The sequence below is a fragment of the Rhizobium sp. R635 genome (assembly GCF_002211285.1).
GTDB lineage: Bacteria > Pseudomonadota > Alphaproteobacteria > Rhizobiales > Rhizobiaceae > Rhizobium.
Genome location: NZ_LOKX01000026.1, coordinates 1 through 15,563, shown reverse-complemented (window position 1 = coordinate 15,563; position 15,563 = coordinate 1). Strand labels below are relative to the sequence as shown.

Sequence of the window (15,563 nt, the reverse complement as noted above, 5' to 3'; positions counted from 1 at the left end):
CCGCGCAGAGCCAAGGCCATGCGCGGTTTTCGCGTTTTCTGCCGGAGCTTGACCCGGGATTTTTACCCTTGTAGGCCTCGGGCTAGAGCGGTTCAGCTTTTCACGGAAGCGCAGAAAGGACGATGCTCTCGGGAAAGGCTGATGCCAATGGCAAGAGCGATCATGCTGCAGGGAACCGGCTCGGATGTCGGCAAGACGGTGCTGGTCGCCGGCCTCTGCCGGCTGGCGGCCAATCGCGGGCTCGCCGTCCGGCCGTTCAAGCCGCAGAACATGTCGAACAATGCGGCGGTCGCCGATGACGGCGGCGAGATCGGCCGGGCGCAATGGCTGCAGTCGCTTGCCGCGCGCACGCGGTCCTCGGTGCACATGAACCCGGTGCTCTTGAAGCCGCAATCGGAAAACGGCAGCCAGATCATCGTGCAGGGCAGGGTGTTCGGCCAGGCGAAGGGGCGGGGTTATCAGCGGCTGAAACCGCAGTTGCTCGGCGCGGTTCTCGCAAGCTTCGAAAAGGTGGCCGAAGGCGCCGATCTCGTCATCGTCGAGGGCGCGGGATCGCCGGCCGAGATCAATCTCAGGGCCGGCGATATCGCCAATATGGGCTTTGCGACGCGGGCTGATGTGCCTGTCGTGCTCGTCGGCGATATCGACCGCGGCGGCGTCATCGCCTCGCTCGTCGGCACGCATGCGATCCTCGACGAAGCCGACCGGGCGATGATTTCGGGCTATATCATCAACAAGTTCCGCGGCGACGTCTCGCTGTTCGACGACGGCATCCGCGCCATCGAAGGCTTCACCGGCTGGCCGTGCTTCGGCGTCGTGCCGTGGCTGTCGGGTGCCGCGCGCCTGCCGGCCGAGGATTCGGTCGTGCTCGAACGGCTGGCAAGGGGCGGGACCGGCGCACTGAAGGTCGCCGTGCCGGTGCTGCCGCGCATCGCCAATTTCGACGATTTCGATCCGCTGAGGGCGGAGCCGGATGTCGAGCTCACCTTCGTGCGGGCGGGCGAACGGCTGCCTGCCGATGCCGGACTCGTCGTGCTTCCCGGCTCGAAATCGACGATATCGGATCTTGCCGATTTCAGGGCCCAAGGCTGGGACCGCGATCTCGACGCGCATGTCCGGCGCGGCGGCCGGGTGATCGGCATCTGCGGCGGCTATCAGATGCTCGGCCGCATGGTGCATGACCCGCTTGGGATCGAGGGCGGGAGGCAGGAAACGCCGGGGCTCGGGCTTCTCGATGTCGAAACCGAGATGGCGCCGGAGAAGACCGTGCGCAACAGCCATGCCCGCTCGACCGAATATGACACGCCGCTTTCCGGCTACCAGATCCACCTCGGCATCACCCGCGGCCCGGATTGCGATCGGCCTTCGGCGATCGTCGATGGGGTGCCCGACGGCGCGGTTTCGGCGGACGGGCGGATCATGGGCACCTATCTGCACGGGCTCTTCAGCAGTGATGCTTATCGTGCGCGGCTGCTGGAGAGCTTCGGGCTTTCCGGCCGACATGGGAATTATCGTGAGAGCGTGGAGCGGGCGCTGGATGAGGTTGCCGGGGAACTGGAGCGATGCCTGGATGCGTGGTGGTTGGGGGAGTTGTTGGGTTAGATGCTGGAGGGTGGGAAGAATTTGCTGAGTGTAAGGCAATGAAAGGCGTGCCGGCAGGCAGATGAGGGGGCCACACGGCAGATACCTATATGCGGGTCCAACTTCATCACGTCATTCACGCGAGAGTAGTATCGCAATGCGAAGCAGGCTAATAAGTAGTATGCGCGGCTAGGCGACGCCCATTCCCGGTTCTCCATCCCCATGCGGAGGTTTCCAAAATTAACGATCATATTCAGTGGCTTATCGAGCATGGAATCACCAGCGAGCATATTGGCGATCTCGTCACCGGTCTGTGCGACAGGCTGATCGCGGAAGGGTTTCCGATCTGGCGGGCGAGCATCAGGATGCCGTCCATTCATCCGATGTATCGCGGCATCGCGGCCAATTTCGTCAGGGGCGGCGTCACGATCATCGAGACGGCCGGACACGGCAGCGAGACGCAGCGCAACTTCGAGAACACGCCGATATTCTACCTTTTGAACCGAGGCGAGAATACGGGGCGGTGGAACCTGGCAAAGGGCGAGGGCCTGCAATATGCCGAGCTTCGCGAATTCGCGCTTGCCGGTGGTACGGACCACGTGATCAACCTTTGCGAATTCCCGAAGGAGGTTGCGCTGCGCGGGCTCGGTTTTTCGCTGACGAGCGACGCGCCGGACGGATTTTCCGATGAACAGCTGGCAGTCATCGAGGGGTTTTTCCCGGCGCTCGGGCTAGCGGCCTACCGGGTGGCGGCATCGAACACCGCGACCGAAATCCTGGCGGTCTATACCGGCGCCAGGACGAGCGCGCGCATCCTTGCCGGCGAAACCCAGAGGGGAACGGGTGGTTCGATCAACGCCGCGATCCTCATTGCGGATCTCAGGAATTTCACGGCGCTGACTGAGGTCTATCAGCCCGAGGAGATCGTCGGTTTTCTCAACGAGCATTTCGAGCTGATCGACCGGCATGTCGAGGAAAATTCCGGCGAGATCCTGAAGTTCATGGGCGACAGCGTGCTGGCGATCTTCCCGACGGATGCCGACGACCCGCAAAAGGCCTGCACGGCGGCGCTTGCTTCAGCGCAGAATCTCCTGAAGGCAACCGACGCGCTCAATCGCGAGCGGACGGGCAATGGCGGCCCCGATATCGGGGTCGACGTCGTGCTGCATCTCGGCGAGGTTTTCTACGGCAATGTCGGCGCTCACGGCAGGCTGGATTTCACGGTGATCGGCAGGGCCGTCAACGAGGCTTCGCGGCTTGAAAAGCTCTGCGGCACGCTCGAGCAGCCGCTCCTGATGTCGGAGAGCTTCGCGGCGACCTGCGCCGCGCCTTGCGAGCATCTCGGCTCGTTCGAGCTGCGCGGCGTTTCGAAGAAGGCCGACGTTTACAGGCTCGCTGACACAGCATCGTAGTGGCCGCTCAGATCTCGCCCGACACCTCGCGGCGGCGGCGGTCCAGCTCTTCGCTGTAGCGGCGCAGCGTGTGGCTTTCGCTGAGCTGGCCGACCACCTTGCGCTCGATCAGGTTGTTGACGACGGCAAGCGCTTCGCTTTCGGTCTTGTCGAAGATCGCCGCCGCCTGCCTGGCGTTCATCTGCGGCTGCAGGAAATCGTTGCGGTAGCGGATGAAATCGGAAAGCGCCTTGCCCTCATCCTGGACGTCGGTCGGGTTGGCGTAGATCTCCGGGACCAGAACGAGGCCGGCATATTTTTCGCTCTCCTCGACGAGGATGACGCGCTGGGTCGAGCCGATCGGAAAGGCCTGCTTGAATTCTTCGAGCGAGATGCCGGCCCGTGCCGTCTTGACGTCGGCGCGCATCAGCTTGTCCACCGTCAGGTTGCGGATCCAGCCGACGTCGTGGGCGCTGCGGATGCTTTCGCCGCGCAGGTGGAAGCGCCAAGTGGCGAAGGAGTAGCCGAAGGTCGAGCGCACGACGAGCGAGGAGGTGATGACGGCGGCGAGCACCAGCGCCGTGATCGGGAAGTCGCCGGTGATTTCGAGCGCCAGGAAGGTCATGGTCAGCGGGCCGCCGATGACGGCGACGGCAAGCGAGCTCATGCCGACCACGGCATAGATCGCAGGCGTCAGCGTCGCATCGGCGAAATAGGGGCCGCAATAGGCGAAGAGCTTGCCGAGCAGGGCGCCCATGAACAGCGAGGCGAAGAACAGGCCGCCTCTGAAGCCGGAGCCGATCGAGATCGCCGAGGCGAGCGATTTCAGCAGGAAGAGGCCGATCAGCGCGGGAATCGCGACATCGCGCGACAGGTTGAGATGCAATGCGCCGTGGCCGGCCGAGAGCACCTGCGGCGAGATCATCGCGAGAAGCCCGACGATGATGCCGCCGAGCGCCGGCCGGAAAGGCGGAGCGATGGAGCTCTTGCGCGCCAGCTCCTCGACGAAGGCGACGCCCTGCATGATGAGGATGCCGACGCCGGCGCAGAAGACGCCGAGCAGCAGGGCCGGGACATAGTCGGCCGGCACGACCGAACCGAAGCTGCCGATATCGATGGTGAAATCACCCTCGGCAAGCAGTCTTGCGACGAGCGTGGATACGAGGGCGGAGGTGACGACCGGCGTCAGCGACACGATCGTATAGGTGCCGATGATCAGCTCGAAGGCATAGAAGGCGCCGGTCAGCGGTGCGTTGAAGGCGGCGGCGATCGCGCCGGCCGCGCCGCAGCCGACGAGGACGCGCAGGTCGGAGCGGCGAAGCTGCAGCTTCAGGCCGAATTTCGAGGCGAGGCCGGCGGCAAGCTGGGTATAGCCGGCCTCCAGGCCGACGGAGGCGCCGAAGCCGTTGGAAATCAGGTTCTGCACGGCGACGATGATGCTGTCGGTGAGCGACAGGCGGCCGCCATGCAGCGCATTGGCCTCGATCGGGTCGACCATCGGCTTCTTTCGCCGTTTCGCCAGCACGAAGAACAGCAGCCCGAGCAGCAGGCCGCCCATGACGGGAGCGGTGAGCAGCAGCAGCTTGTCGTCGATCAGCGATGAACTCAGCCTTTCGTCGTCCGAGATACCGAAGACCAGCTGGTGCAGTTCATTGGAAACGAAGCTCATGCCGGTGACGGCAAGTCCCGAGGCGATGCCGACGACGGCGCCCGCCAGCGACAGGCCGACCTCGCTGCGGCGGGTCAGCGCGCGCAGCCGCCCCGGGTCGAAGAAAACACGCAGCGCGCGCAGGCGGCGCCGATCCAATTTCATAAGCATGGCTAGACAACTAGGCGGGGAGAGACCCGGTCAAGGGCGACAGTGCAGTCCGCTTGCAACGGAATTGCGGCGAAAAGCCGGCGCGCCGATCAAATATTCATGACGTAAGCCTCTGATAAAAGACGATATTTCCGGTAGAGTCAGTCGTATTGGCTTGGAAGCCGCAGGTAATCCGCGCCGAGAGCAGCCGCGAAGGCCGGTTGACTTCAATCCCCGGCTTGCCTAACCATCCTGACATAACGGATGGTTCCGGATCGGCGTTGCGCCCTTCCGGATGAAAAGGGAATGTGACGGGCGGACCCAAACCGGGCGTCTTCATCACAGCCGACCCCGCGACTGTAGAGCGGTCAGGGTCTTCCATCCGGCATCGAGCCCTTTTCGCCGGCAGCCAGCAATGGTGCGGGCGGGCGGAGCGGAGGAGATGCCGGAAAAGCCACTGGACATGCATGGTGATCAACCGGGGCCGGACGCCTCTATTTCTACGAATCGTCCACCTCTTCGCCAATGCAGCCGGGAAGGCGAGGCAGATCCGCCGGCACGATCAGGGCGACCGGAAACGGTTTGCCCCGATCGCGGCCGATACCCGCGAGCCAGGAGACCTGCCATCCCGTGCCGGGCGAAAAGCCCACCCCTGGGCAAAGCGCCCGCTGCCAGCACGGAGGTTGTTTTGGCTGAACGACTGAATTCAGCGCTGCCTTGTGTGGTGCGTATAGATTTTCCCTTCTCCCCAGCGGGGAGAAGGTGGCCCGAAGGGTCGGATGAGGGGGCCGCGCGGCACCTCCGTCCTTTTGCCCTTCACTTGCGCTCAGTGCATTCGCGGCTTCGCCGCTCACCCCCTCAACCGCCTGCCGGCACCTTCTCCCCGCTGGGGAGAAGAGGGACGTGGCGCCGCCTTGCCTTCTCTCGGAGGGTTGTTTCAGTATGACCACCACCCTCATCCTCGGCGGCGCACGCTCCGGCAAATCCCGCTTCGCCGAAAACCTCATCATCGCGACCGGCCTCGATCGTCATTACATCGCGACCGGCCGGGCCTGGGACGATGAGATGCAGGCGCGTATCGACCAGCACAAGGACGATCGTGGCCCCTCCTGGATCACCCATGAGGAGCCGCTGGAGCTTGCCGAGCGGCTTGCGGCCATCGATGGCGAGGGCAGGGCGATCCTGGTCGATTGCCTGACGCTGTGGCTCACCAATCTGATGATGGAGGGGCGCGATATCGCGGTTCAGGCTGCGGCGCTTGCCGCCTTTCTGCCGCAGGCGAAGGCGCGGCTCGTCATCGTTTCCAATGAAGTCGGCCTCGGCATCGTGCCGGAGAACCGCATGGCGCGGGAATTTCGCGACCATGCCGGAAGGCTGCACCAGATGATCGCGGCGAAGGCTGCGGAAGTTTATTTCGTCGCGGCAGGGCTGTCGCTGAAAATGAAGGGTTAAGTGCATGAACCAGCAGAAAATCCCCGCAACCGTCATCACCGGCTTTCTCGGCGCCGGCAAGACGACGATGATCCGCAACCTGCTCACCAATGCCGGCGGCAAGAAGATCGCGCTCATCATCAACGAGTTCGGCGATCTCGGCGTCGACGGTGATGTGCTGAAGGGCTGCGGCGCGGAAAACTGCACCGAGGACGACATCATCGAGCTGACCAATGGCTGCATCTGCTGCACGGTCGCCGACGATTTCATTCCGACCATGACCAAACTTCTGGAGCGCGACCAGCGCCCGGATCATATCGTCATCGAAACCTCGGGCCTTGCCCTGCCTCAGCCGCTCGTCGCCGCCTTCAACTGGCCGGATATTCGCAGCGAAGTCACCGTGGACGGCGTCATCACCGTGGTCGATAGCGCCGCCGTCGCGGCCGGCCGTTTTGCCGACGATCACGATGCCGTCGATGCGCGCCGCGCCGAGGATGAATCGCTGGATCATGAAAGCCCGATCGAGGAACTCTTCGAAGATCAGCTGACCTGCGCCGACCTGATCGTGCTCAACAAGACCGATCTGATCGACGCCGACGGGCTCGGCCGCGTGAAGAGCGAAGTCGCCTCGCGCATCGCCCGCAAGCCGGTGATGATCGAAGCCAGGAATGGCGAGGTGCCGGCCAGCGTGCTGCTCGGCCTCGGCATCGGCACGGAAGACGATATCGCCAACCGCAAGTCCCATCACGAGCTGGAGCATGAGGACGGCGAGCCGCACGACCACGATGAGTTCGACAGTTTCATCGTCGAACTCGGTGCAATCGCCGATACGGCTACTTTCGTCGAGAAGCTGAAGAGCATCATCGCCGAGCATGACGTGCTGCGCCTGAAGGGTTTCATCGACGTCTCCGGCAAGCCGATGCGCCTGCAGCTGCAGGCCGTGGGTGTCCGTATCGACCAGTATTTCGACCGCGCCTGGGCGCAGGGCGAAACGCGCGGCACGCGCCTCGTCGTCATCGGCCTGCACGAGATGGATCAGGACGCGGTGCGCAAGGCGATCGAAGCGCTCGTCTGAGGATAGAGAATGCATCTGCTTCTGGCCCAGCAGGGAACGATCAGCGATGGCGACGAGGCGATCGACCTCGGCCAGTCGCCGGGTGATATCCTGTTCCTCTCGGCTGCCGATACCGAGCTCGCGGCAATTGCCGCGGCTCATGCCGGCGGGGCGACAGGGTATTCGCTGCGGCTTGCGAGCCTGATGAGCCTGAAGCATCCGATGTCGGTCGATACATACGTTGAACGGACGGCGCGGCATGCGAAGCTGATCATCGTGCGGGCGTTGGGTGGGGCGAGCTATTTTCACTATGCGCTGGAGGCGTTGCATGCGGTGGCGGCGCGGAACGGGGCGCTGATTGCGGTGCTGCCGGGGGATTCCAAACCGGATGCGGGATTGACGCCGTTTTCGAATGTGGCGTTGGAGGATTTGAATGCGCTGTGGGGCTATCTGATCGAAGGTGGTGACGCCAATGCGCGGGGCTTTCTGGCCTATGCGGCGGCGATGCTTTCGGGCGAGGAGAAGCCGGCGCCGGCTGCGCCGCTGATGAAGGCGGGGATCTGGTGGCCGGGGCGGGGACTGGTTGGGGTTGAGGAGTGGAAGGGGCTGGTTTCTGGCGTTTCTCCCGCAGCCACGACCTCGACGGCAGACGGGAGCATTGCCTGTTCGACAGAAGAGGTGGAAACCGAACCTACGATCCGCCCCGTCGTCGCCATCGCCTTCTACCGCGCCCTCGTCCAGAGCGGCGAAACCAAACCCGTCGAAGCCTTGATCCAAGCGTTGCAAGCAAGAGGCCTTAATCCCCTGCCGGTCTTCGCCTACAGCCTCAAGGACCCCGTCTCCAAAGGCATTCTCGAATCCATCTTCACTGACCTCAAACCCGATGTCGTCATCAACACCACGGGCTTTGCCGTCTCCGCCCCCGGCGCGGATCGCGAGCCGACCGTGCTTGAGGCGAATGACGCCGTCGTGCTGCAGGCGATCTTTTCCGCTTCGTCGCGGGAGGCCTGGGCTGCCTCGTCGCAAGGGCTCTCGGCCCGCGATCTCGGCATGAATGTCGCGCTGCCCGAGGTGGATGGCCGGGTGCTGTCGCGCGCCGTCTCCTTCAAGGCGGCCGCCCGTTATGATGCCGCGGTCGAGGCCAATATCGTTTCCAGCGAGCCGGATGCCGGACGAATGGGTTACGTGGCGGCGCTTGCCGCCAAATGGGCGCGGCTGCGGCAGCGGCCGGTGTCGGAGCGGCGTGTCGCGCTCATCATGGCGAATTATCCGAACCGTGATGGGCGGCTCGGCAATGGCGTCGGCCTCGATACGCCTGCAGGCACCATCGAGGTGATGCGGGCGATGGAGAGGGCCGGTTATTCCATCGCCGATATTCCCGCCGATGGCGATGCGCTCATGCGGCATCTGATGATGGGGCCGACCAATTCCGGCTTCGACGATAAGGTGGTGCGCGAGAGGCTTTCCCTGAGTCGATACAAGAGCTTCTTTGCCTCTCTTCCCAATCAGATTCAGGATGAAGTGACGGCGCGCTGGGGCGATCCCGAGGCCGATCCTTATCTGCGGGATGGCGCGTTCGCGCTGCCCTTTGCGCGCTTCGGCGGGCTGCTCGTCGGCATCCAGCCGGCGCGCGGCTATAACATCGATCCGAAGGAGAGCTATCACTCGCCCGATCTGGTGCCGCCGCACGGCTACTTTGCTTTCTATGCTTTTCTCCGCGAAGAGTTCGGCGCCGATGCGGTCATTCACATGGGCAAGCACGGCAATCTGGAATGGCTGCCGGGCAAAGCGCTGGCGCTGTCGGAGACGTGCTACCCCGAAGCGATCCTCGGGCCGCTGCCGCATCTCTATCCCTTCATCGTCAACGATCCCGGTGAGGGTACGCAGGCCAAGCGCCGCACCGCCGCCGTCATCATAGATCATCTGACGCCGCCGCTGACGCGGGCGGAAAGCTATGGGCCGCTCAAGGATCTGGAGGCGCTGGTCGATGAATATTACGAGGCCTCGGGCGGCGATCCCAGGCGTATCCGATTGCTGAGCCGGCAGATCCTCGAGCTTGTTGCCGATATCGGGCTGGATCGGGATGCAGGGATTGCCAAGGGTGAGAGCGAAGGCGAGGCGTTGAAGAAGCTCGATGCCTATCTCTGCGATCTCAAGGAAATGCAGATCCGTGATGGGCTGCATGTGTTCGGGGTCTCGCCGGAAGGGCGGCTGCTGACGGATCTCACCGTGGCGCTGGCGCGGGTGCCACGTGGGCTGGGTGAGGGTGGGAATGCGAGTTTGCAGCGGGCGATTGTTGGGGATGTGTTGGAGAACCCCTCCCCAACCCCTCCCCACAAGGGGGAGGGGCTTGCCGTCGAGCTTGCGGCTACCTCCGTGGCTATAGACGAGGTGGAGCCGGCGCGCCCAGCTAGCCCCTCCCACCTGTGGGGAGGGGTTGGGGAGGGGTTTTCTTTTGACCCTCTCGATTGCGACATGGCTGCCCTTTGGACTGGTCCGCGCCCATCAATCCTCGCCGATGTCACCGACGCCCCCTGGCGCAGCAACGGCGATACCGTCGAGCGGATCGAACTGCTCGCCGCCAAGCTCGTTTCAGGCGACATGGAGTGCCCAACCCTCTGGCCCCAAACCAGAGCCGTGCTCGACGAGATCGAAGCCTGTCTCAAGCCTTCCATCCTCGCCTGCGGCCCGGTGGAGATCGCCAGCCTGCTTCGCGGCCTCGACGGCCGTTTCGTGCCGCCCGGTCCATCCGGTGCGCCGACGCGCGGGCGGCCTGACGTGTTGCCGACGGGGCGGAATTTTTATTCGGTCGACAGCCGGGCGGTGCCGACACCGGCGGCCTATGAGCTCGGCAAGAAATCCGCGGAATTGCTGATCCGCCGTTATGTGCAGGATCACGGCGAATGGCCGGTTTCCTTCGGGCTGACGGCCTGGGGTACGTCGAACATGCGCACCGGCGGGGATGACATCGCCCAGGCGCTGGCGCTGATCGGGGTGAAGCCGGTCTGGGACATGGCTTCGCGGCGCGTCACCGGTTACGAGATCATTCCGCCGGCCATGCTGCGGCGGCCGCGGGTGGATGTGACGCTGCGCATATCAGGCTTCTTCCGCGATGCTTTTCCCGAGCAGATCGCGCTGTTCGACAAGGCGATCCGCGCTGTCGGCGCGCTGGAGGAAGATGTCGCCGACAATCCGATTGCAGGGCGCATGCGCGGCGAGATGGCGCGGCTGGCGGCTGCCGGGCTAGATGAGAAGGCGGCGGCGAAGCGGGCGGGGTATCGCATCTTCGGGTCGAAGCCCGGTGCCTATGGCGCCGGCCTGCAGGCGCTGATCGACGAGAAGGGCTGGGAGCGGCGGGCCGATCTGGCCGAAGCCTATCTCGTCTGGGGCAGCTATGCCTATGGTGCGGGCGAGGAGGGACGGGCCGAGCGCGGCGTGTTCGAAGAGCGGCTGCGCTCGATTCAGGCGGTCGTGCAGAACCAGGACAATCGCGAGCACGACCTGCTCGACAGTGACGATTATTACCAGTTCGAAGGTGGGATGGCGGCAGCCGCCGAAGCGCTTGGCGGGGAACGGCCGGCGATCTATCACAACGATCATTCGCGGCCGGAAAAACCGGTCATCCGTTCTCTGGAAGAAGAGATCGGGCGCGTGGTGCGCGGGCGTGTCGTCAATCCGAAATGGATCGAGGGCGTCATGCGCCATGGCTACAAGGGCGCTTTCGAGATTGCCGCGACCGTCGACTATCTCTTTGCTTTTGCGGCAACGACCGGTGCTGTCGGCAACCATCATTTCGAGGCGGTCTATCAGGCCTTCGTCGCCGATCCCAAGGTGCGTGATTTCATGGCCGAGAAGAACCCGGCGGCGCTTTCCGAGATGAAGGAACGGCTCATGGAGGCGATCGAGCGCAAGCTCTGGACGCCGCGCAGCAACTCGGCGCAATTCGATCTTACTGATATCAACGAAACCAGGAAAAGAGCAGGCAGCCAGCCATGACCGAAGAGCCAGTCGTACCAGCCGAAAAGGACGATGCCCGTCACGCCGAGAAGATGGCGAAGAAGAAGGCCGCCCGCGATAAGATCATGGCGACCAAGACCGATGAGAAGGGGCTGATCATCGTCCACACCGGCAAGGGCAAGGGCAAGTCGTCTTCCGCCTTCGGCATGATCTTCCGCCATATCGCCCACGGCAAGCCGTCTGCCGTCGTCCAGTTCATCAAAGGCGCGATGTGGACGGGCGAGCGGGATCTGATCGAGAAGCATTTCTCCGATGTCTGCCAGTTCCACACGATGGGCGAGGGTTTTACCTGGGAGACGCAGGACCGGGCGCGCGATGTCGCGGCTGCGGGTGCGGCCTGGGAAAAGGCCAAAGAGCTGATCCGCGACGAGCGCAATTCCATGGTGCTGCTCGACGAGATCAACATTGCGTTGCGCTACGACTATCTCGATATCAACGAGGTGGTGGAATTCCTGAAGACCGAAAAGCCCTATATGACGCATGTCGTGCTGACGGGGCGCAACGCCAAGGACGAGCTGATCGAGATCGCCGATCTCGTGACCGAGATGGAGCTGATCAAGCATCCCTTCCGCTCCGGCATCAAGGGGCAGCCGGGCGTGGAGTTCTGACCGATATCGACGATATGAACTTCGGGGGTTAAACGCCGAGCCAGACGCGCAGCGGATTTGCTGGGTCGGCCAGCAGTTTGATCGCAAGGGCGACACAGACGATGACGAGCAGCGGCTTAATGAGCTTTGCGCCGATGCGCATGGCGAGCCGTGAGCCCAGCTGCGCGCCGAGGAACTGGCAGACGCCCATCAGCAGCCCGATTTTCCAGAGGATCGCGCCGAAGCTTGCGAAGACGATGAGCGCGCCGAGGTTCGATCCGAAATTGAGAAGCTTGGTGTGCGCGGTGGCCTTCAGCACGCCGAAGCCGGCAAGCGTGACGAAGCCGAGCATGAAGAAAGAGCCGGTGCCGGGGCCGAAGACGCCGTCGTAAAAGCCGATGGCCGGCACAAATGTGAGGCCGAAGGCAAAGGGTGTGATGAGCCGGTGTTTGTCGAGATCGTCGAGGTTCGGCTTGACGGCGAAGAAGATCGCGATCGCCAAGAGCAGCACCGGCATGATCGCCTGCAGCACCTCTCCGGGCACGATCGTCGCGAGTGCGGCGCCGAGCGCCCCGCCCATGACGGCCATCAGCGCCATCGGCAGCTGTTCCTGAAGCTGCACATGGCCCTTGCGGGCATAGGCGATCGTTGCCGAGGCAGAGCCGAAGATCGACTGCACCTTGTTGGTGCCGAGCGTCTGCAGCGGCGGTATGCCTGCGATCAACATGGCGGGGACGGTGATCAGGCCGCCGCCGCCGGCAATGGCATCGATGAAACCGGCAAAGAAGGCAGCTGCACAGAGCAGCAGAAGCAGATGGAGGGCAATGTCAGGCAAGATGCTATTCCAAGGCGGGAGCGTTCGGGTGGCGTTGTTGCATTTGCCGCCCCAAGCTGCAATGGCTGTACGGACACAGTGGGGCGCATTCGACGGCTTCTATGAGCGAGATTCCCTTCGATACGGTAAGGCGCCATGTGCTCGGGCTCGGCTGCGAGCGCGGGACGCCGCCTGCGGAGGTGCTGGCGCTCGCCGTCGAGGCGTTGAAGGCAGCCGGTATCGGTGGGGAGGAGCTTGCCGCCATCGCTTCCATCGACAGCCGCAGGAACGAGGCGGCGATCCTTGCGGTTGCCGGCCATTTTGCCGCGCCGGCGGTTTTCTTCGATGCGCCGCGGCTGGAGCAGGAAACATCGCGGCTCAAAAATCCCTCCGCTATCGTCTTTGCCCGCGTCGGCTGCCATGGCGTGGCGGAATCGGCGGCGCTGGCGGCTTTTGGTGCGGATGCGGAATTGATCCTCGGCAAGATCAAATCCCCGCATGCGACGGCGGCGATTGCTCGCATCGGCTTGCGGAAAGCCTGACGGGCGTTATGGTGGCGGCATGTTACGGTCGTACGGAAGGTCAGCGATTCCGCAAACCCATGACCGATAGGATCAGCCCACAGGTAAGTTTCGTTCGCAGCAGTGGCTTGGTCTTTGCCTATTTATTTGTCTCTCGACCCTCTCTTCCAAAATAATATCCTAATACAAGTGTGACAACCGGTAGCACTAAAGTTGTTGCTGTTTCTTTCAAACTTGTAGCTGCGTCTGTGATGTTTTTCGTATAAAATCCGCCGATTATTGTGGTTGCGCCAATAAAAAAGAGTGCGGCTGTATATATAAGCACAATATACCTCATAATAAAAAGCCGTGATGCTCTGTTTTCATCAGAGCTGCGCGCTATGTCTGCGTGTGCTTTTTGCGCCTCCAGAGCAAGCGATGACGCTCGCGTTTCAAAGGGTGTTCTACTTTCGCGTAGATGTTCGGACATTGGCCACCTTAGCGAAAACGCCACGACATCTTTTCTCTAGCCTGCTGCAAGGATTCAAATATTTTTTCAGAATGCTCCAAAGCACGCTCAAGACCATCCATGATTTTCCTTTTTGTTTCTCCCTCACTAAGGGAATCTGCTGCCCTATGAGACGCCACAAGGGACGCGGATAGTCCTCCGATCTCCTCTAAGGCATCTCTAAGTTCTGAGATGGGTTCAACTGGGTGTCCCATAAGATTTCCTCACGGATAGAATTTTTTAGTGCGATTTTACCTTCTTCCGGATTTCAGAATTATGCCATATCAATGCTGCTGTGGAGCTCTATTGATTTATGTTATTTTCTGCCACTAATATTGCATTAATTTATTTAATTAGTCTATATTTTTTCTATGTGTTTATATTGGTTTGCAGAATTTCAGGCTATTGCGGCGTGTTTGATCGCCTTAATCGGCGAAAAATGTCTCGCGAAAGGGCGGATATATTTATTTTTTTATTTTTTCACGTTCTTCAGGTGGGCGGAATTTTTCTTCAATTTCTTTGAGGAGATGGGCCTGCGCCTTCTTTCTGGGCGCCAGGCCGTCAAATGGAGACGCCTCCTTACATTATGTGCGGAATTGCTATCCAATTCGACGCTCGTTTAAATTTACCAACTCACACTGGCGATTCACATTTAGAGGACAATCATGCACAAGGTCATTTATGACACGGACCCGGGCGTCGACGATGCGATGGCGCTTCTTTTCCTGCACCGCCATCCCGAGATCGACCTGATCGGCATCACCACGGTCTTCGGCAATGCCTCGGTCGATACGACGACGCGCAATGCGCTCTTCCTCAAGCGCGAATGGAACATTCCGGCCCCCGTCGCCAAGGGCGCGAGCGTCACGATCGATCCTGCGCGCGCCGAGCGGGAATGGCCGGCCATGGTGCATGGCGAAAATGGCCTCGGCGATATCGAGGTGCCTCACACGATCGATCTGCCGCTCGATCCGCGCCCGGCGCACCGTTTCATCATCGATACGGTGCGGGCCAATCCCGGCGAGGTCAGGCTGGTTGCCGTCGGCCGGATGACCAATCTGGCGCTGGCGCTGAAGGAAGCCCCGGAAATCGCGGGCCTCGTCAAGGACGTCGTCATCATGGGCGGCAATTTCTATGTGCCGGGCAATGTCTCGCCGGTCGCCGAAGCCAATATCCACGGTGATCCCGAGGCTGCCGATATCGTCATGACGGCGCCGTGGAAGGTGGTCGTCATCGGCCTCGACGTCACTTCGATCACCACGATGAGCCGCGGCTATCTCGGCGCGATGGCGGCCGAGGGCGACCAGGCGATCAAGCTGCTTGACGCCCTTTCGCAGTCCTACATCGATTTCTACAGCCATGCGGTCGAGGACGGCATGATGGTGCATGACAGCTGCGCCTCGGTCTATGTCGTGGCGCCGGAGCTGTTTAAGACGATCACCGGCGCAGTGCGCGTTGTCTGCGGCGGCATTGCCGATGGCCAGACGGTGATCAAGCCGGATAACCGACGCTTTCCGCCGGGCGACTGGGATGGCTTGCCGAGCCAGGTCGTCGCCACCGGGATCGAGTCGGAAAAGGTGCTCGGCCTGATCCGCAATACGCTGCTTCGTGGGTGAGTGCCTGAAGGTGGGCTGCGCGGCGGTTGACCGTAGACCGCAACACGGTCGGCAAACTTCTCTTTCGTCATGCTCGGCCTTGTGCCGAGCATCTGCCTCCGTTCGATAGGGCAGCAGATCCTCTGCACAAGGCCACTGCTGTCCGGTTTAAATTTGGTCACCATTGGAGGCTCATCTGTTGGGGATTGGCTGGTGGGCTGCCGGCGGGTCGCAACAGGCGGTCGATCCTGCGTCGGTGCATGAGATTGGCGCGCACCAGGCGGGCG

At 62.2% G+C, this 15,563-nt stretch carries 11 protein-coding genes and 1 riboswitch; of the genes, 8 read left to right on the top strand and 3 right to left on the bottom strand.

All coding sequences use genetic code 11. The features are described from left to right. Nucleotides 1-147 precede the first annotated feature (147 nt). Entirely contained in the window at nt 148-1,602 is a 1,455-nt protein-coding gene (locus ATY78_RS19060) for a cobyric acid synthase (protein WP_088683876.1), read from the top strand. Between the two features lie 302 nt (nt 1,603-1,904). After that, complete coding sequence (locus ATY78_RS19050; RefSeq protein WP_088683874.1) at nt 1,905-2,993, top strand: adenylate/guanylate cyclase domain-containing protein; 1,089 nt, start codon at nt 1,905-1,907, stop codon at nt 2,991-2,993. A 7-nt stretch (nt 2,994-3,000) separates the two neighbouring features. Here ATY78_RS19050 and ATY78_RS19045 read toward each other — a convergent pair whose 3' ends face one another. Then, entirely contained in the window at nt 3,001-4,791 is a 1,791-nt protein-coding gene (locus tag ATY78_RS19045; protein ID WP_088683873.1) for a chloride channel protein, read from the bottom strand. A gap of 227 nt (nt 4,792-5,018) precedes the next feature. After that, a riboswitch (cobalamin riboswitch) is annotated at nt 5,019-5,413 on the top strand. A gap of 299 nt (nt 5,414-5,712) precedes the next feature. On the opposite strand from ATY78_RS19045, the gene cobU reads away from it, so the two are divergent. The 4 genes from cobU to cobO are packed head-to-tail and all read left to right on the top strand — an operon-like array spanning nt 5,713 to nt 11,880. After that, the gene (gene cobU / locus ATY78_RS19040) at nt 5,713-6,222 is read left to right on the top strand and encodes a bifunctional adenosylcobinamide kinase/adenosylcobinamide-phosphate guanylyltransferase (protein ID WP_088683872.1); all 510 of its coding nucleotides are present in this window, start codon (nt 5,713-5,715) and stop codon (nt 6,220-6,222) included. A gap of 4 nt (nt 6,223-6,226) precedes the next feature. Next, complete coding sequence (cobW, locus tag ATY78_RS19035) at nt 6,227-7,276, top strand: cobalamin biosynthesis protein CobW (RefSeq protein WP_088683871.1); 1,050 nt, start codon at nt 6,227-6,229, stop codon at nt 7,274-7,276. Nucleotides 7,277-7,285: 9 nt separating this feature from the next. Continuing rightward, nucleotides 7,286-11,251: a cobaltochelatase subunit CobN gene (gene cobN / locus ATY78_RS19030; protein WP_088683870.1), complete on the top strand. Its 3,966-nt coding sequence runs from the start codon at nt 7,286-7,288 to the stop codon at nt 11,249-11,251. After that, nucleotides 11,248-11,880 (top strand): cob(I)yrinic acid a,c-diamide adenosyltransferase, encoded by a 633-nt coding sequence (gene cobO, locus ATY78_RS19025; protein WP_088683869.1) that lies wholly within the window; start codon nt 11,248-11,250, stop codon nt 11,878-11,880. The genes cobN and cobO overlap by 4 nt, the downstream gene beginning before the upstream one ends. Before the next feature lie 28 nt (nt 11,881-11,908). Here the strand turns inward: cobO and ATY78_RS19020 are convergent, their stop codons facing one another. Further along, a complete protein-coding gene (locus tag ATY78_RS19020) occupies nt 11,909-12,694 on the bottom strand; it encodes a TSUP family transporter (RefSeq protein WP_088683868.1) in 786 nt (261 codons plus the stop codon). 101 nt (nt 12,695-12,795) lie between these two features. Here ATY78_RS19020 and ATY78_RS19015 point away from each other — a divergent pair, with 101 nt between their 5' ends. Beyond that, nucleotides 12,796-13,215 carry a cobalamin biosynthesis protein gene (locus tag ATY78_RS19015; protein ID WP_088683867.1) on the top strand — a complete coding sequence of 140 codons (420 nt, stop codon included), beginning with the start codon at nt 12,796-12,798 and terminating at the stop codon, nt 13,213-13,215. 118 nt (nt 13,216-13,333) lie between these two features. On the opposite strand, the gene ATY78_RS28250 is transcribed toward ATY78_RS19015, so the two are convergent. Continuing rightward, entirely contained in the window at nt 13,334-13,663 is a 330-nt protein-coding gene (locus ATY78_RS28250) for a hypothetical protein (RefSeq protein WP_141105654.1), read from the bottom strand. 683 nt (nt 13,664-14,346) lie between these two features. Between ATY78_RS28250 and ATY78_RS19005 the strand changes: the two genes are divergently transcribed. Beyond that, nucleotides 14,347-15,297: a nucleoside hydrolase gene (locus tag ATY78_RS19005; RefSeq protein WP_088683865.1), complete on the top strand. Its 951-nt coding sequence runs from the start codon at nt 14,347-14,349 to the stop codon at nt 15,295-15,297. The last annotated feature ends 266 nt before the right edge of the window (nt 15,298-15,563 follow it).